Source organism: Marinomonas rhodophyticola, assembly GCF_026113935.1.
Classification (GTDB): Bacteria; Pseudomonadota; Gammaproteobacteria; order Pseudomonadales; family Marinomonadaceae; genus Marinomonas; species Marinomonas rhodophyticola.
The window spans coordinates 687,951-709,729 of sequence record NZ_JAPEUL010000009.1 but is presented as its reverse complement, the minus strand read 5'-3'; the positions used below and the strand labels follow the sequence as shown (position 1 = coordinate 709,729).

20 protein-coding genes and 4 pseudogenes are annotated in these 21,779 nt (G+C 46.2%); 9 read left to right on the top strand and 15 right to left on the bottom strand.

Annotation, left to right across the window (positions count from 1 at the left end; genetic code table 11):
• Window positions 1-329: 329 nt before the first annotated feature.
• From ONZ52_RS18010 to ONZ52_RS17965, 10 genes are all read right to left on the bottom strand, one after another.
• Window positions 330-611, bottom strand: a complete 282-nt coding sequence (locus tag ONZ52_RS18010; protein WP_265220062.1) for a Crp/Fnr family transcriptional regulator — start codon at window positions 609-611, stop codon at window positions 330-332.
• Window positions 562-924 (bottom strand): Crp/Fnr family transcriptional regulator, encoded by a 363-nt coding sequence (locus ONZ52_RS18005; RefSeq protein ID WP_265220061.1) that lies wholly within the window; start codon window positions 922-924, stop codon window positions 562-564. The genes ONZ52_RS18010 and ONZ52_RS18005 overlap by 50 nt, the downstream gene beginning before the upstream one ends.
• A complete protein-coding gene (locus ONZ52_RS18000) occupies window positions 899-1,888 on the bottom strand; it encodes a DMT family transporter (RefSeq protein WP_265220060.1) in 990 nt (329 codons plus the stop codon). Before ONZ52_RS18000 ends, ONZ52_RS18005 begins: the two co-directional genes overlap by 26 nt.
• The gene (locus ONZ52_RS17995) at window positions 1,885-2,103 is read right to left on the bottom strand and encodes a hypothetical protein (protein ID WP_265220059.1); all 219 of its coding nucleotides are present in this window, start codon (window positions 2,101-2,103) and stop codon (window positions 1,885-1,887) included. Before ONZ52_RS17995 ends, ONZ52_RS18000 begins: the two co-directional genes overlap by 4 nt.
• 2 nt (window positions 2,104-2,105) lie before the next feature.
• Window positions 2,106-2,729: an arylamine N-acetyltransferase family protein gene (locus ONZ52_RS17990; RefSeq protein ID WP_265220058.1), complete on the bottom strand. Its 624-nt coding sequence runs from the start codon at window positions 2,727-2,729 to the stop codon at window positions 2,106-2,108.
• Between the two features lie 99 nt (window positions 2,730-2,828).
• Window positions 2,829-3,335, bottom strand: coding sequence for a GNAT family N-acetyltransferase (locus ONZ52_RS17985; protein WP_265220057.1), 507 nt, complete (start codon window positions 3,333-3,335; stop codon window positions 2,829-2,831).
• Between the two features lie 22 nt (window positions 3,336-3,357).
• Window positions 3,358-4,131, bottom strand: a complete 774-nt coding sequence (locus tag ONZ52_RS17980) for a polysaccharide lyase family 20 protein (protein WP_265220056.1) — start codon at window positions 4,129-4,131, stop codon at window positions 3,358-3,360.
• A 126-nt stretch (window positions 4,132-4,257) separates the two neighbouring features.
• The gene (gene zigA, locus ONZ52_RS17975) at window positions 4,258-5,475 is read right to left on the bottom strand and encodes a zinc metallochaperone GTPase ZigA (RefSeq protein WP_265220055.1); all 1,218 of its coding nucleotides are present in this window, start codon (window positions 5,473-5,475) and stop codon (window positions 4,258-4,260) included.
• 214 nt (window positions 5,476-5,689) lie between these two features.
• Entirely contained in the window at window positions 5,690-6,562 is an 873-nt protein-coding gene (locus tag ONZ52_RS17970) for a DUF4394 domain-containing protein (RefSeq protein WP_265220054.1), read from the bottom strand.
• Window positions 6,563-6,755: 193 nt separating this feature from the next.
• Window positions 6,756-7,319, bottom strand: coding sequence for a GntR family transcriptional regulator (locus tag ONZ52_RS17965; protein WP_321160366.1), 564 nt, complete (start codon window positions 7,317-7,319; stop codon window positions 6,756-6,758).
• 345 nt (window positions 7,320-7,664) lie between these two features.
• On the opposite strand from ONZ52_RS17965, the gene ONZ52_RS17960 reads away from it, so the two are divergent.
• The 4 genes from ONZ52_RS17960 to ONZ52_RS17945 are packed head-to-tail and all read left to right on the top strand — an operon-like array spanning window position 7,665 to window position 12,105.
• The gene (locus tag ONZ52_RS17960) at window positions 7,665-8,645 is read left to right on the top strand and encodes a TAXI family TRAP transporter solute-binding subunit (protein WP_265220053.1); all 981 of its coding nucleotides are present in this window, start codon (window positions 7,665-7,667) and stop codon (window positions 8,643-8,645) included.
• 13 nt (window positions 8,646-8,658) lie between these two features.
• On the top strand, window positions 8,659-9,381 hold the full coding sequence (locus ONZ52_RS17955) for a hypothetical protein (protein WP_265220052.1): 723 nt from the start codon (window positions 8,659-8,661) through the stop codon (window positions 9,379-9,381).
• Complete coding sequence (locus ONZ52_RS17950) at window positions 9,314-10,759, top strand: TRAP transporter permease (RefSeq protein ID WP_265220051.1); 1,446 nt, start codon at window positions 9,314-9,316, stop codon at window positions 10,757-10,759. The genes ONZ52_RS17955 and ONZ52_RS17950 overlap by 68 nt, the downstream gene beginning before the upstream one ends.
• Before the next feature lie 2 nt (window positions 10,760-10,761).
• The gene (locus tag ONZ52_RS17945; RefSeq protein ID WP_265220050.1) at window positions 10,762-12,105 is read left to right on the top strand and encodes a class-II fumarase/aspartase family protein; all 1,344 of its coding nucleotides are present in this window, start codon (window positions 10,762-10,764) and stop codon (window positions 12,103-12,105) included.
• Between the two features lie 113 nt (window positions 12,106-12,218).
• Here the strand turns inward: ONZ52_RS17945 and ONZ52_RS17940 are convergent.
• Together ONZ52_RS17940 and ONZ52_RS17935 are read right to left on the bottom strand one after the other, a co-directional pair.
• A pseudogene (locus tag ONZ52_RS17940) lies at window positions 12,219-12,323 on the bottom strand (VOC family protein); the annotation flags it as partial.
• Window positions 12,324-12,429: 106 nt separating this feature from the next.
• Window positions 12,430-13,785, bottom strand: coding sequence for an IS5 family transposase (locus ONZ52_RS17935; protein WP_265220049.1), 1,356 nt, complete (start codon window positions 13,783-13,785; stop codon window positions 12,430-12,432).
• A gap of 139 nt (window positions 13,786-13,924) precedes the next feature.
• Between ONZ52_RS17935 and ONZ52_RS17930 the strand changes: the two are divergent.
• Window positions 13,925-14,522, top strand: a pseudogene (locus ONZ52_RS17930) (IS5 family transposase); the annotation flags it as partial.
• A 407-nt stretch (window positions 14,523-14,929) separates the two neighbouring features.
• Here ONZ52_RS17930 and ONZ52_RS24865 read toward each other — a convergent pair.
• Entirely contained in the window at window positions 14,930-15,394 is a 465-nt protein-coding gene (locus ONZ52_RS24865; protein ID WP_321160365.1) for a helix-turn-helix domain-containing protein, read from the bottom strand.
• A 22-nt stretch (window positions 15,395-15,416) separates the two neighbouring features.
• On the bottom strand, window positions 15,417-15,893 hold the full coding sequence (locus ONZ52_RS24860) for an AraC family transcriptional regulator (RefSeq protein ID WP_321160364.1): 477 nt from the start codon (window positions 15,891-15,893) through the stop codon (window positions 15,417-15,419).
• 253 nt (window positions 15,894-16,146) lie between these two features.
• Between ONZ52_RS24860 and ONZ52_RS17920 the strand changes: the two are divergent.
• The 4 genes and pseudogenes from ONZ52_RS17920 to eat all read left to right on the top strand — a co-directional run bounded on the left by ONZ52_RS17920 (window position 16,147) and on the right by eat (window position 20,042).
• Window positions 16,147-17,582, top strand: a pseudogene (locus ONZ52_RS17920) (ethanolamine ammonia-lyase subunit EutB).
• Window positions 17,579-17,986 carry an ethanolamine ammonia-lyase light chain EutC gene (locus ONZ52_RS24855; RefSeq protein ID WP_321160363.1) on the top strand — a complete coding sequence of 136 codons (408 nt, stop codon included), beginning with the start codon at window positions 17,579-17,581 and terminating at the stop codon, window positions 17,984-17,986. The pseudogene ONZ52_RS17920 and the gene ONZ52_RS24855 overlap by 4 nt, the downstream one beginning before the upstream one ends.
• Window positions 17,872-18,480 (top strand): annotated as a pseudogene (gene eutC, locus ONZ52_RS17915) (ethanolamine ammonia-lyase subunit EutC). Before ONZ52_RS24855 ends, eutC begins: the two are co-directional and overlap by 115 nt.
• A gap of 155 nt (window positions 18,481-18,635) precedes the next feature.
• Window positions 18,636-20,042: an ethanolamine permease gene (gene eat, locus ONZ52_RS17910; RefSeq protein ID WP_265220048.1), complete on the top strand. Its 1,407-nt coding sequence runs from the start codon at window positions 18,636-18,638 to the stop codon at window positions 20,040-20,042.
• A gap of 80 nt (window positions 20,043-20,122) precedes the next feature.
• On the opposite strand, the gene ONZ52_RS17905 is transcribed toward eat, so the two are convergent.
• Window positions 20,123-21,559: an NCS1 family nucleobase:cation symporter-1 gene (locus tag ONZ52_RS17905; RefSeq protein WP_265220047.1), complete on the bottom strand. Its 1,437-nt coding sequence runs from the start codon at window positions 21,557-21,559 to the stop codon at window positions 20,123-20,125.
• Window positions 21,560-21,779 lie beyond the last annotated feature (220 nt).

The window sequence follows — 21,779 nt, the reverse complement described above, 5'->3', positions numbered from 1 at the left end:
TTTCTCCTTATTTTTTTATGAAACGGTAAGCCGTCACTAAGTAGACACCACGTCTATTTGACTAGGAGGGGAGCCTAGTCAGATAGGTAAAGTGTGCTAAATAGGTTATTTCTCACAACAAGGAGAATTGCATGGAGCATGCCCAAAATGAAAAAGCACTAAAATAAAGAGTTAAAGTATATTCAAGACATTGATCTATAGATTATTTTTATGTTTTAGAAAATATAAGGAGGAGTATAGCCATACACAAACACATGTATTCACTTTACCAAATGATGAAATGACGAAATAGATAATGGCTAAGAATTGATTATTTCAGACACCAACAATCAACGATGACCTAACTTCAGTTTTTGTCGAATCCGGCTCAACGCCACCGGTGTAATACCAATGTAAGAGGCGATCTGTTGCTGTGGAATAGAATCCTTTAACTCAGGATACGCGGTACAAAAATCTAGATAACGCCGCTCTGCGGAGTGCTTTACAAAAGCATTCTCGCGCTCTTCTTTCGTCATAAAAATACGCTCTAAAAACTTAGCGTAACACTCTAAAAAGCCAATATCATGACGCATTTGGGCATAAAAAGCCTGCCAAGGATAAGAAGACATCATGCAATCCTCCAAGGCTTGAATACCAAACAAAACACGTGTTTCGGTCACCATCGCCTTGGTCGAGCCAATGATCCTCGAGACTCTTCGCAAAAGTTTGTGTGAACTCCTTCCCCTCATCGGAAACACTCACATAACGCACTAGTCCAGAATGCAAAAAGTACAAACGATTTGCGGTATCGCCTTGTTTAAAAAGGTAATCACCTTTGCGAATCACATGCACATCCATTGGCACCGTCAGTCTTTGCCAATCAATATCGTAGCCAAATTCGTTAAAATACGCTTCGAAACTATTTTGCAGTTGAGTTCGATCCATGGACGATTTTTACCTTACTTACATTACCATCAATAAGAAACAATGCGATGCCTAACAATACAATGCCAGAAGCAAAAGGCCAATCGACCAAGCTTAACAACCGTGATTGCGTTAACCCGGTAAATAACGCAACCCAAACCGGTATGGTATAAGATATCGCCAGCAAGCGACTTGCCCCCACCGTCATCACCAAACGTTGCTGCAATACAAAGGTAAATAAGGTGGTAAATACCGTCAGATACAAGATATTCACCCAAAAACCTTGCAACGCCCATTGCACTTGATCCAGCTCTCCCCAAATCAACGCGATAGGCAGCAGCCAAAGTGTTCCAAACAGCATAATCATAAAAGCCCCAGACAAGGCACCTAACGAACGCCCCCATTTCTGTACCGACACCACGTGCAAGGCCAATAAAAAGCACGATCCAAGAAAAATATAATCCCCCGAATGCCACTGAAATCCGTCGTTGCCCTGAATAGGAAAGTCTTGTGTAGAAAAGCCTTGAGTAGAAAAGCCTTGTGTTGAAAACAGCACCGTCATCGCCCCGACAGAGCCAAGAACAAAGCCAACCACTCGCCATAAAGGCGCGACTTCTTTAAGCCACACCCTCGTTATCATCACACCAATTAAGGGAACCAAGGTGTACAAAACAGAGGTATTCAACGGCGTTGTCGACTGCAAGGCGACAAACAATCCGATAAAAAACCCCACCAGGGCACCACTTATCACCACATAATGACAAAGCCGACGACGGGAAGCGAATAACGCCTTAAACTGCTCGGTTTTATTCAGCTTAGCTCGCTGCCAACTGAACAATAGCGCTGGCAACATAATGAGCATCGCCAATAAGAAACGAAACGCCGACGTAGCAATCGGGCTAGCGTATGCCACCATATGACCCGAGACGATAAAAGAAGACGCCATCAACCAAGCCCATAATAACAAAGTAAAAAACGAACTCATGACCTCGCCCCGACTTCATCCATTGTCAACATAGGCGCCACAAAACGGATAAAGAGATGCTCAACCACAGCAGCTTCAAGGGCAATACCAAATTCAGAGTTCAAAATATTTCCGAGTAATTCAGGGCTTTCAATCAACTGCTTATGCTCGCCTTGTCGGTCTCTCCTAGTAAACTCAGCATTCACCAAGGCAACCGTCTGATCTTTCTTTTTCAAGGTCACCATAAGATTTTTGAAAACACCGCCTGCGGATGTTTATGAGAATAAAAATGCCCAAGCGCACAATCCGCATCCGTGTAAGCCGCATTATCAAAACGATAAAGGGTAAAATAATCTTCCCCTTTCATAACCTGCAAATCGTATTCACCCTTGCCTTTTGCCAACAAACGATAGCCATCTAAACCAGCCATTTGCTTCGTATTGCTATCTAACCGCAATGGCGCAATCGGTCCATTACCACCAAAACCAGTATCGACTAAATAACTGACGCCTTCTAAAGTTAACAAAGTCACTCGATGGGTTCGGCCCGCTTCACGCTCGAAGTTATTATTCAGTACTCTTGCCAACTTAAGCTGCACGTCATAACCCAAGGCTTTTAAAAGCTCAAACGTTAACTTGTTATGCTCAAAGCAATAGCCTCCGAGACCACGAGTCACTATTTTCTGACTGATCGCTTCAAGCTCCAACGAAATCTCTTCACCCAACACCACCGCCAAACTATTAAAGCTATAACGCGCCACATGGGCCGACTGCAACGTCTGAACAAACTCAATATTCAATGGCTCAGGTACGACCAAACCTAGGTCAGATAGATAATTTTGTAGACTGGATGATAACGACATACTGCGCTCCCTAATGCTCAATCAATACGGAATACCGTTAAGCTTACAGGAGTGCAGAAGAGAAGGAATTAACCTAGGTTAATAAGTCATTGTTATTTTCTAATCGCTCCCCACCTCTTTCTCGAACCATTCCACATCCCAGTATTGTCCAAATTTTCGGCCTACTTCTAGGTAAACACCGACGGATTCAAAGCCGAACTTTTCGTAGATAATACGGGAGGCCTCATTGGGTAAGGTGATGCCAGCATAGGCGCGGTGCACGTCTTCAGTTTCCAGTTGCTCAAACAATTCAAGGTACAAGGCGGTTCCCAAGCCTCGGCCTTTTGTCTCGGGTTTTAGATAAATACTGACTTCCACCGAGGTTTCATAAGCGCGTTTGGGTTTGAACGGTCCACTACAAGCGTAACCAAGAATGTTGCCGTCTTGTTCCGCTACCAATAAACGATGTCGGCCTGTGGTCGCAAATTGTGCGAACCAAACCGCTCGACCTTCTAATGTGTAAGGCTCTATATCAAACGTTGCTGGCGTGTTTACTATGTAGTGGTTATAAAGATCCGTTAATGCGGGTAAGTCGCCAATCACGGCTGGACGAATTTGAACGCTCATTTTATCTCCCAATGGCAATAATCTAAGGCTGAAGCGATGCCCTATTTTTACCACGCTTCACATTGCTGTAATAGACAATTTGTGGTGGTACAGCGTTTAACTGCCTAGCTTGTTTATATCGTGATAAAAAAGATCGATACACACCGTATTTAAAATACACAATGTCTGCGTCCATCGTCGGGCCTTGGTAGTCGACTTTTTGCTCGCCGTTTACCCAAACTTGGAACACACCAGAATCGTCTTTTTCCCAACGAGCATGCACTTCGATTTTATGCCACCGACCTCGAAGGTCAGCCTCATTAATCAGCTCGTAGTTTTTCTTAGTTCCAGAAATATGATCGTCTAGGTGATAACCGCCACGGCCATTTTGAAACATCCAGATAGGATGAGAATTGGCTTGATGAAATTGCCCTAAAGCTGTTTTGGTGGGATACACATTAGGAAAGTCTTCTGGAAAGTAAATCGACCAACCGTACCAAGCGTCACTGCCTGCAGGTGTTGTTTTCTTTTGCTCGGATAACTCACTGCGTTCGCGATCTTGCTCGCAATCGTTCCAGCCTTTATTCCAGTAGCAGTCTCCTGGATGCACCTCGAATTTCTCGATTAGTTTGGTTGGTGCACTGTTAATGATGGCAGTCCGAGTAACGTCCTCAATAACTTGATAACCATAGCTCGTATTATTTAACGAACGCATAAAAGGACCAAAATCCCCATGATCCATTGTGTTCTGTACAGCATCGGCTTGAACGCAAAAACTGAACAGAGCAGACAATAACAACACCCAGTATCGAGTCACCGTTCGCTCCAATTATGACGTTTCACTCAACTGATCATACATCAAAATGATGTATTCGGCGTTATTGCACTCTGCATCAATCCCCTCGAAAAACACGCCTTACAACCAGTAAAGCGTGTAACAGGATCAAATCCATTCAGGAAAAGGGTTTGTCCAAGTCTTCCAAACGCTGGCACCTAGTGCCATTTCGTCATCAGTTAATAAGCAGGCATCTAGGTTGGCTCGCAGGGCGGATTCGTCCATGTCCATACCGATTAAAACCAGCTCTTGGCGCGCATCGCCCACCTTGTCATGCCATTTTTCATGGATCCACTCGACCGACTCTTCATCTTGTGGCCACTGGGCTTTGGGAATAGACACCCACCAATATCCGGCAGGGCCGTGCCTTGCCGCCGCGCCTGCTTGCGACCAATTACCCGCTTTCGTGGGATCACATGCTAACCAAAAATAGCCTTTGGAACGCACCACACCGGGCCAATCCTGATTCACAAGCTGGTAAAAACGACTCGGATGAAAGGGTCTACGAGCGCTGTAGACAAAACTACTGATGCCATATTCCTCGGTTTCTGGCACATGGGTTCCGCGAATTTCTTGCAGCCAAGCGGGCGCTAAAGACGCTTGTTCAAAATCAAACAAACCTGTATTTAAAACACGATCTAATGGCACCTTACCAAATTGAGCCATCTCAATTTTCGCCCTTGGATTCAAGCTACGCAGCATGGCAATCAATCGATCTCGATCTTCTTCCGTCACCAAGTCCACTTTGTTAATGACCATCACATCGCAAAACTCAATTTGCTCAATCAATAGATCCACCACGGTGCGGTCGTCTTCTTCGCCTAACGACTCGCCGCGCGTTTGCAAATCGTCGTGCGAACTGTAATCACGCAAGAAATTAAACGCGTCGACCACAGTGACCATGGTATCGAGTTGCGCCACTTCATTAAGGCAGCGGCCATCTTCGCCTTCAAAGGTAAAGGTTTCCGCAACAGGCAATGGCTCTGAAATACCTGTCGATTCGATCACTAGCTGATCAAATTTTCTCTCTTTAGCTAAGCGTTCCACTTCAATCAGCAAGTCTTCTCGTAACGTGCAGCAAATACAGCCGTTGCTCATTTCGACCATTTTTTCATCCGTACGAGAAAGCTCTGCCCCGCCCTCTCGGATCAACGCCGCATCGATATTGACCTCACTCATATCATTCACAATCACCGCAACACGTCGACCTTCGCGATTATTCAAAATATGGTTTAACAAGGTGGTTTTACCTGCCCCCAGAAAACCTGATAACACAGTGACGGGAAGCTTTTTGCTCGGTGGATTATTCATTAGCTGTTCATTCATATAATGCCCTACATGATGAGGAGTCGTTGACTGGTCTGACACTAACGCTATTTCAAAGCGTTCATTACAACAGATAAAATATGTTATAACATAACAATACAATCTAAAACAAATATCTCGATAATTTGGTAAACTAGCTCACAAGAAAAAGGCAATCTATTGCTAGACTGCCTTTGGTTTTTTCTTACTGTGAGTGTAAAAACACCCTTCGCAATTATTGACCGCCTGAGACGGCAAAGCCGCTAAAGCCACCCATTGGTAAGTCGGCCATTAAGGTTGCCGCGCCTGTCGTCAGATCTATAGCATAAAGCCCAGCTTTTGATGCCCCTTCAAGCTGTAATATGGCATAAGCGGCGTCAGAACCTTCTTCGGCAGAAACAATATCGAAGCCACCCATGGATGAGAGGTCAACGGCCTTACCATTGATGTTGATCTTAGCCACGGTTTTTAGTTCGCCTGTATTATTCGCAAGGCTGACCAATGAGTCTGTTTTACTGTCTAACGCAAACTGAAAAGTGCTCGACGCTTTTGCACCGACAATGGCGTTAGTGTACGCGTTCGCAAAAATTTCAGGCGTCATGCCTTCGTTGCTGTCGCCTTGTACATAGAATGTGGAGGTAAATTTTAATACGGAATTAGCACGCTTATCTTCATTACCAAAACCGATTGGGAAATACACCAAATTTGTACCGTCAGAACCCACCATACGAACAGCATCAATGGCGTTATTAAAGTCCATCGCGGTGGCTGACGCATTCTTGGATATCATGGCGCCATTTGTGAAGGCCGCACCAAGATCGGTTAGCTTGCCCGTCTTAGTATCCACAGCATAAACCGCGCCGTTGGAATAGCCCAACAGCTCACCAGTGACGGGGCGATAAGCCACGGCGTCCAGCTTATTGCTTAACATAAAGGAGTCCATTTTAGCGGGAGACGCGATAGATTCCATTGTGATCAAGGTCGTTCCGTTGTTAGCAAGCGCGTATCCAGCAATATGGCTATCTTGGTCCGGTGTTCCGTAAAAGCCAGTTGAACAAGCAGAAACAGCGAAAGCAGTCGTGGCAGCAATAATCGTCTTTTTCATCATAATCATCCTATATGAGTTGTATTAGTAAACTAGGTGTCACCCAATTGGGCGGCTCATACAGAGATACTCATCTTGTAAAAAAAGGTTTCAGATAAACGATATTTTTTTGAAAAATAATTTTTTGGATGATGGAAAGGCAAGGATTAACGACGTCCACTCGTAACGAATCGGCTTACATTGCTTGTAATCTCTGTTAATTACGGCTCGATATTGTCGTTTCATATTCAAACAAGTACGATGGAAATACCGTAGTAGTTGCCTCGATCGTAACACCTCTTTTGTCTAAATATGTACGTTTTATATTCAAACCAGCTATACCTGAGTCTGTTTTTAATACTTTAGCAAGATCATCACCGATAATCTGTGCAGAGATCTTTTGCCGAACTTCCACTGGCTCTAGTTGATGGGTTGTTTTCAACCAAGAAATGATGGTGCTCCCCAAGTTATCCAGCTGATCTAAGCTTGAGGCGTATTTAGCATCGATCCAAACAACGATAGAGCACAGAGGAATCTCGGCATTGGCTGATTTTCCAAAACGGACACCCTTGAATTCACTTAATTTGGATCCCACATTAAAACCCGTTTTTGCTGATAACTCTGCATCTACAAACACTGTTTTTACAGAAGTAAAACTCACTCGAACTTGGTTCGCATGTTCGATCAGCTCATCGATAGTAGACCAGGTACTGTTAAATCTTACCGGTCGGTCCGCCAACACCACACTGCCTTTACCTTGTTGGCGCTCAATCTTACCCACTTCCTCAAGTTGCTTGAGGGCGTTTCTCGCCGTAAATCGGCTAATACTAAATTCTTCACACTAAAGCAGCTTCCGTAGGTAATAAATTCCCTACTTGATAAAGCCCCATCTGAATCCTCTGCTCGAGAATATTGGCTACTTCGACGTACCTTGCAATCTTGCTCATTTATCACCTTTGGCAACTGTTCTCAAAACAATGCTAGCGGATCCACTGCATTCCGAAAAGAAATTTGTATGGACAATCCAATAAAAGCACTCTATATTGTCCATACAACACAAATTTGTACGGACAAATAGGTGTTGTCGCTCTCTTTCAATAACAATAAATGTAACTGGAGCCTATCCATGAAAGACCGTTTACGTATGACTAAGAAAATTGGCATTATCGCATCCCTTACCAGCATTCTTTTAGCAACATCTGCCACAGCAAGTGACTTCCCATCCAGCATGAAATTAGGCACGGCCTCCCAAGGCGGCACGTATTTCATCTACGGCAGCGGCGTTGCCAAGCTCATTCAAGAGAAGCTGAATATTTCTACCAGTGCAGAAGTTTCTGGTGGCCCCATTCAAAACCTAGCACTAGTGGAAGCTGGACAAATAGACCTAGGACTCACTAGTACAGGGCCTGCACAACAGAGTGTTGAAGGTAAAAACCCACTAATGCCTGGCAGTCAGCTTCCCAACTTAAGGGTGCTTTTCCCGATGTATCAGTCTGCATTTCAAATGGCATCACTCACCTCTTCAGGCATATCAACTTTAGAACAGCTAAACGGCCGAACCATGGGCGTTGGACCCAAAGCAGGCACCACTGCCACCTACTTACCCTCCATTTTGCAAGAGGTAGGCATTAACGTCACACCACGCTTTGGTGGCGCGGGCGATCAGGCTGGGCAACTTCAAGATGGCATGATTGATTCGTTAGGCCTGGCGGCGGGTATTCCTGTCACAGCCTTCACACAGGTTGAAGCTCAAAATGCCATCACACCGTTAGGTTTTAGCGACGCACAAGTAAAATCACTTACGGACGCCTTTCCTTCCTTATCACCCATGACCATCAAAGCCGGTACTTATAAAGGACAGGGCCAAGATATCCAAACGGTTTCAATGTGGAACTTTGTTGTGGCCAACAAGCAGATGTCAAATGACCTAGCTTATGCCATCACCAAGACTATTTTAGAAAGTAATGACGAGATGATGCAGGTTCACAGAGCCGCCGCAGAATCACTGGCTAAAAATATGCTGTTTAACGGCGTGCTGCCAATTCACCCAGGCGCAGCTAAGTACTACCGAGAAATCGGCGTCGATGTATGTTGTGAAGTTGAGTAGCGAGTAAGTCATCATGTCTCAACCACTTTCAAATCAAGCAGCAGAATCTGTCAACCTGGATTCTGCTAGCACTTCAGATGAGCGCGTTAGTGCGCCCATTTGGGTGATCGCCGCCTGCGCTGGCTATGTATTTATTCAGCTACTGGTACTCAATTTTTATCCTGTGGATGCTTGGATCCAAAGAATACTGCACCTGTTAGCTGGCCTTGGTATCGGTGCATTTTTATTTCATAGCGAAACACAGGCACCTGCCAGCCGTTTACGTAAATGGCTTGCTCTGCTCAGCCTAGCTCTGTCTGGCTGCGCACTGGCCAGCTACCTCGTTTTAGATCGAAACCTGTTTAATGCATCAGAGTTGAACCTATTTACTGGGTTTTACTTAGCCGCGCTGATCTGCACGCTGGTGTCTGGCTGGCGCAGCACTCATTCCAACACAGACCTTGCCAATGCCTTTAGCTTCGCCGTCTTAGCGGGTGTCACCGCAAGCTACTTAGTGGAGTTCTTGGATCTGTTGCAATTCCGAGCTGGTGCCTTTCCAACTACGTCGGATGCGGTCATTTCTATCGGTGCTATGGCGCTGTTACTTGAAATGACGCGCCGTACCACCGGTCTGGCGATGGTTATTATTGCAGCGGTATTTGTCTTGTATGCCTTCGTGGGTACCTTGGATGCCAGGCATATTGCATCACGATGGTTACGACTTGGCTCGCCTTACCACCTACTTGATGACCGATAACGGTATCCTAGGGCCAACCTTAGGTGTGTCAGCGACCTATTTGATTCTTTTCATTGTTTTTGCCGCCTTTTTGCAAGCCTCTGGGGCCGGTGACTACTTTGTCAAACTCGCCTTTGCCGTAGCCGGCCATAAGAAAGGTGGCCCGGCGAAAGTAGCGGTGATTGCATCAGGTTTAATGGGCACCATCAATGGCTCCTCAGCGGGTAACGTTGTCTCGACTGGCGCCTTTACTATTCCGCTAATGAAAAAAGTGGGCTACCAACCCAAAGTAGCAGGAGCAATCGAAGCGGCGGCGTCTTCTGGTGGGCAAATTCTTCCTCCTATTATGGGGGCTGGTGCTTTTATCATGGCCGATGTGACAGGGATTCCTTATACCGACATTGTGCTAGCTGCGACCATCCCTGGCATTCTATATTTCTTATCGGTCTTTTTTATGGTCGATTTTGAAGCCTCAAAATTAGGCATGAAGGGCTTAAGTAAGGATGAACTCCCCAATAAAGCGCTACTGCTGCGCCAACTTTACTTATTTTCGCCCATTATCATCTTGATCGTCTGTTTAGTACTGGGTTACTCAGTCATACGTGCCGGAACCCTCTCAGGTATCTCCGTCATCGTTGTGAGTTGGCTGGGGACTAATAAAATGGGCCTTGGACGTATTTTTCATGCATTGGCATTGGCTGGCAAAATGGCGATACCACTTTTGTCCGTGTGTGCAACCGCCGGCATCATAGTTGGCATTATTAGCCTTACTGGCGTGGGCTTACGCTTCTCTACTATTTTGTTAGCGGTAGCCGATAACAGTACGATTTTGGCATTGATCTTTGCCATGTTGATTTCTGTGGTACTCGGCATGGGCATGCCCACTACGGCGGCTTATGCCGTGGCAGCAGCCGTGGTCGCACCTGGACTTGTTCAGTTGGGGCTTGAGCCGTTAGTAGCGCATTTCTTTGTGTTCTTCTTCGCGGTGATGTCGGCCATTACCCCTCCGGTTGCCTTGGCCGCGTTTGCTGGTGCCGCGATCGCAGGTTCTAACTCCATGCAGACGGGCGTGCAATCTTTCAAAATCGGTATTTCCGCTTTTATTGTGCCGTTTATTTTCTGCTTTAACCCAGCGCTTCTGATGCAAGGCAGTGTCCTTGAAATTGCCATGGCAACGGTAACCGCTGTGTTTGGCATTTATCTACTCAGTGCGGCGGTGCAAGGCTGGTTTATTAGCAAGGTGGGGCTGCCTGTTAGAGCACTACTCATGCTGGCGGCATTACTCAGTATTGCCGGTGGCTGGCAAACAGACCTAGCGGGGATTGCCCTTTTCACCCTACTCATCTTTTTTCAAAAGTATCAGTCTCGTAAAAACGAGCTTAAAGCAAAGGTACAATAAAAATGTCTTCTTCAATTATTGACTCAAAACTGTTCGCGCCACTGTTCTTGTCTGATGCCATGAACGCCGTGTTTTCTGATAAAGCGCGTGTGCAAAGCTATGTTGATGTGGAAGCCGCCCTCGCTCGGGCACAGGCTTCCGTGGGGATGATTCCCCAAGCCGCCGCAGATGCCATCAACCGTACAGCTGAGACCGTATCATTAGATATGGTGCAACTTGCCATTGATACCGGCAATGTCGGCTACCCCATCTTAGGTTTGGTAAGACAATTAAGCGGCGCAGCAGGTGACGCTGGGCGTTTTGTGCACTGGGGAGCCACCACTCAAGACATCATGGATACCGGCTCCGTTTTGCAAATCCGTAACGGTATTCAACTGATTGAGCAAGAGCTCACACGAACCCTAAAGGCTTTAAGCAAGCTAGCCGAGACCTACAAAAACACGGTGATGGCTGGACGAACCCATATGCAACATGCGCTGCCGATCACCTTTGGCTATAAAGCAGCCATTTGGCTTGATTCTTTAATACGCTGCCAAGCTCGTTTACAGGAAATGAAAGCGAGAGTGTTGGTTGCGCAGCTTGGCGGCGCATCGGGCACACTAGCATCCATGGGCAAAGGCGCGGAAAAAGTGACCGAGCAATTAGCAAAAGAACTTGATTTGCAGTGTCCAACGGCACCTTGGCATGCCACCCGAGATAACTTTGCTGAAATCGCAACGACATTGGCAATACTGTCTGGCTCTTTGGCTAAAGTTGCCTTTGATATCATGATCATGTCGATGACTGAGTTAGGAGAAGTAAGTGAACCATTCGTGAAAGACCGCGGCGCTTCCTCGACCATGCCACAGAAACGCAACCCTATTTCCTGTGAGGTCATCCGAGGTTGTCATAAAGCTATCGTGGGAAATACGAGCTTGTTACTTGGCGCTCAAGAGTCTGATTTGGAACGTGCAACGGGACCTTGGCATGCTGAATGGATCGCCTTGCCGCAAGTATTTGTGTTAACACACTGCGCGCTCTCGCAAGCCTCGTTCCTATTAGAAGGCTTGGAAGTTCACCCTCAGCGAATGCTGGACAATCTTTACTCAACCAATGGCTTAATCATGGCAGAGTCCGCCATGATGACGTTGGCTCCATATTTAGGCCGACAAGAAGCACACGACGTTGTCTATGATGCCTGTCGTATTGCAGAACAAGGGTCACAAGACTTAGCGCAAGTATTAGCTAATGACCCAAGAGTGACGCAACATTTAACAGAAACCGCTGTGATTGAAGCCCTCAAACCGGAGAACTACTTAGGATTAGCCACCTACTATGTGGAGCAAATCTTAAGCCGTTTCAAATAAGCAACTTATCGAGCAGCAAAGCCACACTGGAAGCCAGTGTGGCTTATTGAGCGCAGTCTAAGATTGCGCTTTTTTATGGCAGAACCTTACTTAGCAAACAGTTGGCCCATATCTTAAAAGGCTTTGAACTCTAATGCGTTGCCACATGGGTCGAGCAAGAACATGGTCGCTTGTTCACCGACTTGGCCTTTAAAACGGATGTAAGGCTCGATCATACATTTCGTATCGAATGGTTGTAAGCACTCTGCTAAGGTGCATGAGATTAAGTTATCGGCAAGAGGCAATCTGACCGACTCAAGCTAGTCGTCCCTGAATAATGGCGTTTCAAGCAAGAAGCGCCATTCTATTTTTGGGTCTTTCAAGTGGAAAAGTTATTTTCAGCCATAATCGTCTTAAAAATGCTCCAAAATATGGGGCACAACAAAGCCACTTCAGTAGCTTACGTAGGTTCTGACCACAGGCACTTAAGATCACGTTGATCGCATCGCCTAGCACACCTTTTAAGAAGCATAGTCTGAGTTTTCCATCGGATTTGAGATGCCCTATGATGGGTTCTACGCTGTTTCGTCTTCCCATCCAGCGCTTCTCTTTCTTGGGGACTCCGCGTTTTTGACCTGCAATCAAGACGCTAATGTCTTCCACGCCAGACCCTTTATACCCTCTGTCAACAAAACAGCTGTCCGGTTTCGTGCCTGTCAGGGTTTCTACTTGTTGCAGTTGATCTTTTAACGTATGGCCATCATACGGATTGCCAGGATAGCTTCTTGCGCCCACGATGAAGGATTCTTTCGCGGTAACGGCTACACTGGCTTTTACGCCAAATTCGTAGCGTTTATGCGCTTTGCCTTTAGATATACAGTCCACATTGGGTTCATGTAGGCTGTACAGTTTATTCTTGCTCTGGCGAGTTTGTTTTAGTAATCGATAAGCTTGGTTGAGTATATCTTCCTGTTTTTGGGTGAGCGTTAATCCTTGTCGCTTTACTTGCCGATCTATGTCACGCAATACTCGCCCTAAGAAGCCTTTGACTTGCTTAATCGCTTTTCTCATCCGCTTATATTGTTTGGCGTGGCCATAGCGTCCAATTTTTGGCATTAACTCATGGCAGACTTTGTCGTAGGTTTGTCTTAACGTGATATTTTGTTCTTTGGCTACCTGCGTGAGCTGTTGTCGAGCCTTGTTGTAGAGCTTGGCATCTGTTGGGAAGGTGATGTTTTTTTCTTGTACCGTGGTGTCTACTACGACTCGTTTTAAGCTCGCTGGTTTGATAACTTTTAGTTTTAGCCCTGCTTGTATCGTCTGGGTAAGCAGCCATTCGCAGCCTTCTTCTCCTAACCGTTTTCGCCATTTAACAAGACTCGTTGGATGGCACGGGAAGTCGTGTTGGAAAAAGGTTTCGCCACAAAAATATTGGTAATAAGGCGATTCAAGCCATTGCTCTAATACCATTTCGTCAGACAAGTTATGCAAGTGTTGCAAATACAGTAACCCCGTCATAAGGCGCGTTGGCAACGCGGCTGCACCAACCGTTGAGAAGTGTGCCCCCAATTCGTTATCCAACAGGTTCCAATCAATGATCTTAGCCAGTCGAACTAAAGGATGATTGGGATTAATGATGTCTACGAGCTGAGGTTGGAACAAATCTTTTTGCGGCATGGTCTTTCTCTGACGAGGCTTCATAAAACTCACCCATTCTGCAACTTTTTAGGTCTAAAGGCGTATTTATCGTAAGGTTTAAGCATTAACTATCTTATAAAAACCTATTAGATTCAATAGGTTGAGAGTTTTTCAGGGGCGACAAGCTAACTTTGCTTCTTTTATGAGCCAGCTTTCCTTCGCCGATACCAAATTAACGAGCAAATGTAGTAAAGCCCGCAAAGAGCTTTTCCTTGGTCGGATGAATGAGCTGATCCCATGGCAGTAGCTTGAAGCTCAAATTGAACTGTTCTATCCAAAAACTGGCAATGGTCGGCGTCCATACCCTCTCGCTACCATGCTACGCATTCATTTTATGCAGAACTGGTACAGCACAAGTGATCCAGCGATGGAAGATACATTCTACGAGATTACCTCAATGCAATTGTTTTCTGGCCTGTCTCTAAACGGCACGATCCCAGACCATACAACCATAATGAATTTCCGCCATTTGCTTGAGAAGCACAAGCTTGGGCGCAAGCTCTTTAAAGAAGTGAACAAATGACTGTCTGACTCAGGGATTTACTTTAAGGAAGGCACCATTGTTGATGCGACGATTATCGAAGCCGCGAGCCTCAACCAAAAATAAAGCCAAGTCACGAGACCCTGAAATGCATCAGACTAAGAAAGGCAATCAACGATTCTTCGGGATCAAAGCACATATTAGCGTGGACGCGAAACGCGGTCTGGTGCACAGCTTTAAGGTATTAGGGCCAGATGAAAAGAAAGTTTAATTTTCATCTTCCCCTAATTGTTAACCTATCCCACACCTTGCTAAACACATCATTTCCTAGAATTTCTTCAACTTGGCCCAATCTGAGTTCAGAAAGACGACGTTTCGCCTCATTTGCCTATTGTTTGTCTATCTCTGACTCTGGCTGATTTAAACTGCGAAGCAGTGAGTCCAAAACAATGGCACGCTCTTCTACCGGCAGTGATACTGCCTCTTCGATTAGTTGCTTTGTATTCATTTCGCCACCTTTATATTTGCAGTGATATAAATGTAGCTGAACATTTTGATAATGCGCACGAGCATCCTCATCATATAAAAACAACCTTCGCTCAAAAAGCATTTTTCTACGAATGCCCTCCCTATACCACTTTTAAAAAACTAAATTTATTGTTTCTCTCAACCACTCAACCCCGTGAGTGTTTTTGAGGGCGTTTCACCAAACAATTGTTTGTAGTCTTTAGCAAACTGGCTTAAGTGCCAAAATCCCCATTGGGCGGCGATGTCGCTGACCGATTGCCCTTTTTCGGCTTGAACTAGTGAACGACGCACGCCGTTTAATCGACTGATGCGCAGGTATTGAATCGGGCTGATTCCGAGGATGCTTTCAAAGCTGTATTGTAAGGTTCGACGGCTGACGTTGGTCACTTCACACAGTTGTGTCACGGTGACCGGTTCATCAAGGTGGTGGTCTAAAAACTGACGAGCACAGTCGACGACTTTTTTACGGTGATAATAGCTTTGTGTTTTGGCAGGCTGCGGCGTTTCTTCTTTGAGTACTTCCAGCAGTGCCATCATCACGATGTCTTGCTGCAAGCGCGGCGGTGTTGTTTTGTTTTTCATAGAGAGCAAACGCGCGAGCACAAAGCGCACTTCCTCCAAGGTTTTATCGGGTACACCAAGGCGACCATATTCGGTGAGACTCTTTCCAATTTAGGTCGACACCATGAATCGATGCCATTTTGATCAGCTTCAGACGATCCACGACCAAGCCGTATAAATCGTAATCCTGTGGCGTAGAAAGTTGAAAATCACAGCTGCCGGGCCGACACATGATGGTATTGCCTTTAATGGTTAAGCCATTAATGCGACTCTCTTCTTGTCCTGCGAGGGGAATACCGAGCCAGACCGAGTTCGGCCACACTACGCATTTTTGTTGCAAGGCTTGGCTAGTGTGCTCACAAAACACCTGCAAACCATCAAACGGCAATTCGACGATCCGCCCATAAAAAACACCTCGGCTAGTTTGATCGTACTCTTGTTGCCAGCCTGTCAGGTTGCTGGCATGCAAATCCGCATCATAAGCTTCTGACACACAGACAGAATTGCTCTTTTTTGGTGCATTCATCGCCAAATTCAACATATTCACACCCACTGTTGTCTTTTTTCTCACAAAATACGCAAGATATAAAACACAAACCATTGAAAAATATAGAATTTATTATTTTTGCCATTATTCGATAACGTCAGTTTATGGATTTCCGTACTGTTAACTCATGTGATTTATCAAACCATGGACTCGAAACATAGACTCAGATAAAGACTGCAAAATGTATGCCTTTTAGCCTGACTCTGTCTTTTTAACCAATACCGGACCAAAAGCGTGAGCAAACATAATGAATAATCCACATTCCGCTTTTCAATCTCGCCACTTTCAGTTTACAAACACAGTTGGCGGGCGCACCTTTGGCTTTGACGATCTTGCCGACTTAATGGCCAAAGCCACCCTGGCTCGTTCCGGTGATCGCTTAGCAGGCGTTGCCGCTGAAAGCGCTGAAGAACGCGCCATCGCGCAGATGACACTGGCCGATGTACCACTAAAAGTTTTCCTTGAACAAGCTCTCGTTCCCTACGAAGAAGACGAAATTACCCGACTAATATTAGACGATCATGACAAAAACGCCTTTTCTTTGATTTCACACCTGACCGTGGGGGCTTTCGTGATTGGTTACTGAGCGATTTAGCCACCAGCGAGGTACTGACGACCATTCGCCCAGGTGTGACACCGGAAATGGCGGCGGCGGTTAGTAAGATTATGCGCAACCAGGATTTGATCTTGGTCGCAAAAAAATGCCATGTAAAAACCGCGTTTCGCAACACCATTGGCTTGCCGGGGCATTTGTCGACGCGCTTACAACCAAATCATCCAACGGACGATTTAACGGGTATCGCCGCCAGTATATTAGACGGTTTGCTGTACGCTTGCGGTGATGCCGTTATAGGCATCAACCCTGCTACAGACAACGTGCAGCAAGCCACACGCTTGATCAAGATGATGGACGAAGTGATCCAGCATTATGAGATTCCCACTCAGTCTTGTGTGCTCACGCACGTGACCAACACCATCGAATGCATTGAACAAGGCGCACCCGTGGATTTGGTGTTCCAGTCCATTGGTGGCACTCAAGCGACCAACGATAGCTTTGGTTTTAACCTCGCCACACTGGCCGAAGCCCAAGCGGCCGCTTTGTCACTCAATCGTGGCACAGTGGGCAACAACGTCATGTACTTTGAAACGGGCCAAGGCAGTGCGCTGTCGGCGAATGCCAACCATGGATTAGACCAGCAAACCTGCGAGGCACGCGCTTATGCGGTAGCACGTAAATTCAATCCGCTATTGGTTAACACCGTGGTCGGTTTTATCGGCCCAGAATATTTGTACGATGGCAAAGAAATTACCCGTGCAGGGTTGGAAGATCACTTCTGCGGCAAGCTACTTGGTTTACCTATGGGCTGCGACGTCTGTTACACCAATCACGCCGAAGCAGACCAGAACGACATGGATAATTTACTGACACTGTTAGGTGTCGCGGGTTGTACCTTTGTGATGGGCATCCCAGGTTCCGACGACATCATGCTGAACTACCAGACAACGTCTTTTCACGATGCGTTATATGCTCGCAGAGTGTTAGGGTTAAAACCTGCGCCGGAGTTTGATGCTTGGCTTGCGAAGATGGAAATCTTCAAAAATAACGAGCAATTCACCCTCAACCACAAGCTACCTGATGCGTTCCATAAATCACTCAATCGTATGATTGGAGGTCGCTCATGAGCCAAGACATCCCTAAATCCGACATACCTAAACCTGATAAGTCTTTCCCAACACACCCACACACGCCTCTTATAACGGAAAAGGAAGAACCCGTTACGGAAAACGCGTGGAGAAAACTCAATGCCTTTACGGACGCGCGCGTTGGCTTGGGGCGGGCCGGTGTCAGTGTACCCACCAAACATTTACTCGCATTTCAGCTCGCCCATGCTCAGGCTATTGATGCGGTGCACACGCAACTCGACACCGATGCTTTGTCGAAGGCTCTGATGGAACAAGACTGGGCAAAAAATTGGACAAAAAACTGTGCCCCCTACTCTTGCACAGTCGCGCGACGGACCGCGCAACCTATTTACAGCGTCCAGATTATGGTCGCAGATTGGATGACGAATCCGCCCACCAACTAGACGAACACCGAGATTCCACTTCACAACATTACGACCTCGCCATTGTGGTGGTCGATGGTTTGTCATCGCTGGCAGTTGAACAAAATACCTTGCCGTTTTTACAAGCGCTTTCTGACCATATCAACGGCTGGAACCTCGCCCCTATCTGTTTTGTGAAACAAGGCCGCGTTGCCATTGGCGACGATGTGTGTGAACGCCTCAACGCCAAATGCGTCTTGGTATTAATCGGCGAACGTCCGGGTTGAGACTCCCCCGATAGCTTAGGCTTGTATCTGACTTGGGGCGGTAAAGTGGGGTATACCGATGCTTATCGCAACTGTATTTCCAACGTGCGTCCGGCCGGCTTGGTCTACCAAGAAGCGGCGCGCAAAGCCTTTTATTTATTAAACGAAGCACGAACCCTGAAACTGTCTGGCGTCAAACTCAAAGACAGATCCGACGATGATTTAATTGTAGACACCTCCAAGGAGTCAAAAAACTTCCTCATCTCCTAATACGAGGAAAAAGATAAGTGAAAAAAGATAAGTGAAAAAACAAAACGCACGAAGACGCACAAACAGAAAAGCAAGAAAACTATAAGCCCACTGGGCAAAAAATGACGGTTAAAAACTCAACCTATAGAGCACAACTGGAACAAAAGGAAACTAAAATGTCTGATCAAATTAACAAAGAATATCTGGCAAAACGCCAGCTAAAACGAGGCTCCGCGGGCTGGATTCTACTCGCGGGCTTGGGCGTATCTTATGTCATATCCGGTGACTTCGCGGGCTGGAACTTTGGTATTGCCGAAGCGGGCTGGGGCGGTTTTGCTATCGCGGCGGCGCTTATGGCGGTGATGTATTTCACCTTGGTTTTATCCTTGGCAGAAATGTCCGCGGCGATCCCTGCGGCGGGTGGCGGTTATAGTTTTGCGCGTCAAGCCATGGGACCAACGGGCGGTTATTTAACTGGCCTAGCGGTGTTAATTGAATACGCTTTGGCGCCTGCCGCCATTGTGATTTTTATCGGTTCTGCGGTAGAAGCCTTGTTGGGCTTTAATGGACCTTGGGTCTACGCCGCGTTTTATCTGGTCTTTATCGGCATTCACCTAGCCGGTGCGGGCGAAGCGCTCAAAGTCATGATGGTGATCAGTGGTTTGGCTGTGATTGCGATCCTAGCGACAGCGGTTGCACTGATTGGCGATTTTGATAGTAGCCGTTTATTTGATGTGGCCGTAACTGATGCGGCTGGCGCGTCTGAGTTTATGCCAATGGGTTGGTATGGTATTTGGGCAGCGTTGCCATTCGGCATGTGGTTATTCTTGGCGGTTGAAGGTGTACCTCTGGCAGCAGAAGAAGCCAAAGATCCAGCGAAGGACGTGCCTAAAGGCATTATCGGCGCGATGATCTTTTTACTTTTCACGGCACTTTTGGTGGTGTTTTTATTAGCCGGTGCCGCTGGTGCAGATGCGATGGGTAAGAGCGCGGTGCCTTTGGTTGATGCCTTAAACTTTGCAGGACACAGCTCTTTAGCAACGGCAGTAAACGTTCTAGGCCTTGCTGGTTTGATCGCGTCTTTCTTCTCTATCATCTACGGTTACAGCCGCTTGGTCTTTGCCTTGTCTCGTGCAGGTTACATTCCACAAAGCTTGTCTGTTACCGATAAACGTAAAGTCCCTGCACGTGCTTTGATCGTACCGGGTATTTTGGGCTTCCTAGCTTCTTTGACTGGCGAAGGCGATCTTATGCTTGCCATGGCTGTGGTTGGCGCGACGGTGTCTTATGCTTTGATGGCACTAAGCCACATTTTGCTTCGCATCAGACAGCCAAACATGGAACGTCCTTATAAAACACCTGGCGGTATCGTTACCTCATCCATCGCCTTTGTTTTGTCACTGTTAGCGCTGACTGGCGTTTACGCTTACGATCCACGTGCGTTTTTCTACACGCTAGTCTTATTCGCCATCGGCGCCGCTTACTACTTCTTGTATAGCAAAAACTGCCTTGTGGCGAAAACACCAGAAGAAGAGTTCGACATGCTGGCGGCAGCGGAAGCCGATCTTGCTGCAACGGCTTAACAAGCCTTTTCACTGAGTAAATAAAGAAGCCCCGCATTGCTATGCGGGGCTTCTTTATTTAAGTGTCTAATGATCCACTCTTAGGACTTGGCTAACACGATATTTTGCAACGCCACACGCTCTGGCTCCATCATGTAACGATAAGACAAGGCCGCTACGATACCGCCAATAAAGATGGCGTAGTTTGCCAAGGCATTGAATACGAAGGTCGCCAAAATAGACACCACGCCCGCGATGATAAGAGCATAGACGCTTTTCTTGTTCACGCCATTCTCATACCAATACGCGCCTTTCGGAGACTCTGTATACAAAGCAGCGACGTCAATGTGGCCTTTTTTGATAAAGAAGTAATCAACGATAAGAATGCCATACAAAGGCCCAATCATCGCCCCCAATACGTCCACCGTGTAGTGAATCACTTCTGGGTTATTGAATAAATTCCAAGGCGTTAGCAACACAGAACCAAACGCGGCAATAAAACCACCTGCCTTAAAGCTGATTTTCTGTGGCGACACGTTAGAGAAATCAAACGCAGGTGCGACAAAGTTCGCCACAATATTGATGCCTACGGTCGCAAAGATAAAGGTCAGAGCGCCAAGCACGGTAATAAAACCAGAATCCAGACGTTTTACCGTTTCCACAGGGTCGGTAATCATCTCACCAAATACCGGAATAGAAGCCGATACAATCACCACACTGAACAAAGAAAACAGCACAAAGTTAACAGGTAAGCCCAATAAATTGCCTAGCTTGAGTTTTTTATAGCTGCCGCAATAACGAGAAAAATCACTAAAGTTCAGGGTTGGTCCAGCAAAATAGCCTGCTACCAAGGCAATCGCGATGAACATCTGCACATACACATCCATGCCAGTCAGATTGTTGGAACTCAAACTGAAACTAATATTTTCCCAGCCAGCACGATCTACCATATAGATACACAAAGCAAACATGGCGACATAGATAGCAGGACCAGACCAATCAATGACTTTGCGAATCATGTCCATACCAAACATGAACACGACACCTTGTACCACCCACATGGCTGTAAAGCCGATCCAACCTAAGTAAGACAGCCCGATAAACGACTTATCCGCCAAAGACGCCATGTCAGGAAAGAAATACAGCAGCAAAATAATAAAGGAACTGGACGCGAGAAAGGTTTGAATACCGTACCAAACCACCGCGATCAATCCTCGAATAATAGCCGGGATATTGGCACCGAATACACCAAATGACATACGCGCTACCACAGGAAAAGGCACACCGGCTTTTTGTCCTGGTTTGCCCATCAAATTGGCAAAAACTAGCACAATGGAAATGCCCAACAACAGACTAATAAAGACCTGAATACCATTTAGACCCAGAGCAAACAAACTGGCAGCAAACACATAGCCACCCACACTGTGCACGTCCGACATCCAAAACGCGAAAATACTATACCAGCCCCATTTTTGATCTTTCTCAGGAAGAAGATCGCTGTTTGCCAGCCTAGGGCTTTGTTCAAATACTTGTTTCATGATTGCGTTCCTTTTTAATTGTATACAATGATTAATACAATTAATGTGCCAGAAACCCAACCCTAGACATTTAAGAGTAAAAGCCGAAAAACAGCCGTAAAAATGAGGTTAAGCTGCACCAAACCTACTCAATAAATACAAAAACTCACCAAAATTGTGCACAAAAAATACTTTTTTTGTTTAAGATGTATGAAACAAACGGCCGTGTTATATTGTCTTA

What these genes read in the sequence shown, in the direction of transcription:
- ONZ52_RS18010 (WP_265220062.1), bottom strand. Translation starts at nt 611, where the DNA reads ATGATGTCTTCTTATCCTTGGCAGGCTTTTTATGCCCAAATGCGTCAT.
- ONZ52_RS18005 (WP_265220061.1), bottom strand. Translation starts at nt 924, where the DNA reads ATGGATCGAACTCAACTGCAAAATAGTTTCGAAGCGTATTTTAACGAA.
- ONZ52_RS18000 (WP_265220060.1), bottom strand. Translation starts at nt 1,888, where the DNA reads ATGAGTTCGTTTTTTACTTTGTTATTATGGGCTTGGTTGATGGCGTCT.
- ONZ52_RS17990 (WP_265220058.1), bottom strand. Translation starts at nt 2,729, where the DNA reads ATGTCGTTATCATCCAGTCTACAAAATTATCTATCTGACCTAGGTTTG.
- ONZ52_RS17985 (WP_265220057.1), bottom strand. Translation starts at nt 3,335, where the DNA reads ATGAGCGTTCAAATTCGTCCAGCCGTGATTGGCGACTTACCCGCATTA.
- zigA (WP_265220055.1), bottom strand. Translation starts at nt 5,475, where the DNA reads ATGAATGAACAGCTAATGAATAATCCACCGAGCAAAAAGCTTCCCGTC.
- ONZ52_RS17970 (WP_265220054.1), bottom strand. Translation starts at nt 6,562, where the DNA reads ATGATGAAAAAGACGATTATTGCTGCCACGACTGCTTTCGCTGTTTCT.
- ONZ52_RS17960 (WP_265220053.1), top strand. Translation starts at nt 7,665, where the DNA reads ATGAAAGACCGTTTACGTATGACTAAGAAAATTGGCATTATCGCATCC.
- ONZ52_RS17955 (WP_265220052.1), top strand. Translation starts at nt 8,659, where the DNA reads ATGTCTCAACCACTTTCAAATCAAGCAGCAGAATCTGTCAACCTGGAT.
- ONZ52_RS17950 (WP_265220051.1), top strand. Translation starts at nt 9,314, where the DNA reads ATGCCAGGCATATTGCATCACGATGGTTACGACTTGGCTCGCCTTACC.
- ONZ52_RS17945 (WP_265220050.1), top strand. Translation starts at nt 10,762, where the DNA reads ATGTCTTCTTCAATTATTGACTCAAAACTGTTCGCGCCACTGTTCTTG.
- ONZ52_RS17935 (WP_265220049.1), bottom strand. Translation starts at nt 13,785, where the DNA reads ATGAAGCCTCGTCAGAGAAAGACCATGCCGCAAAAAGATTTGTTCCAA.
- ONZ52_RS24860 (WP_321160364.1), bottom strand. Translation starts at nt 15,893, where the DNA reads ATGTTGAATTTGGCGATGAATGCACCAAAAAAGAGCAATTCTGTCTGT.
- ONZ52_RS24855 (WP_321160363.1), top strand. Translation starts at nt 17,579, where the DNA reads ATGAGCCAAGACATCCCTAAATCCGACATACCTAAACCTGATAAGTCT.
- eat (WP_265220048.1), top strand. Translation starts at nt 18,636, where the DNA reads ATGTCTGATCAAATTAACAAAGAATATCTGGCAAAACGCCAGCTAAAA.
- ONZ52_RS17905 (WP_265220047.1), bottom strand. Translation starts at nt 21,559, where the DNA reads ATGAAACAAGTATTTGAACAAAGCCCTAGGCTGGCAAACAGCGATCTT.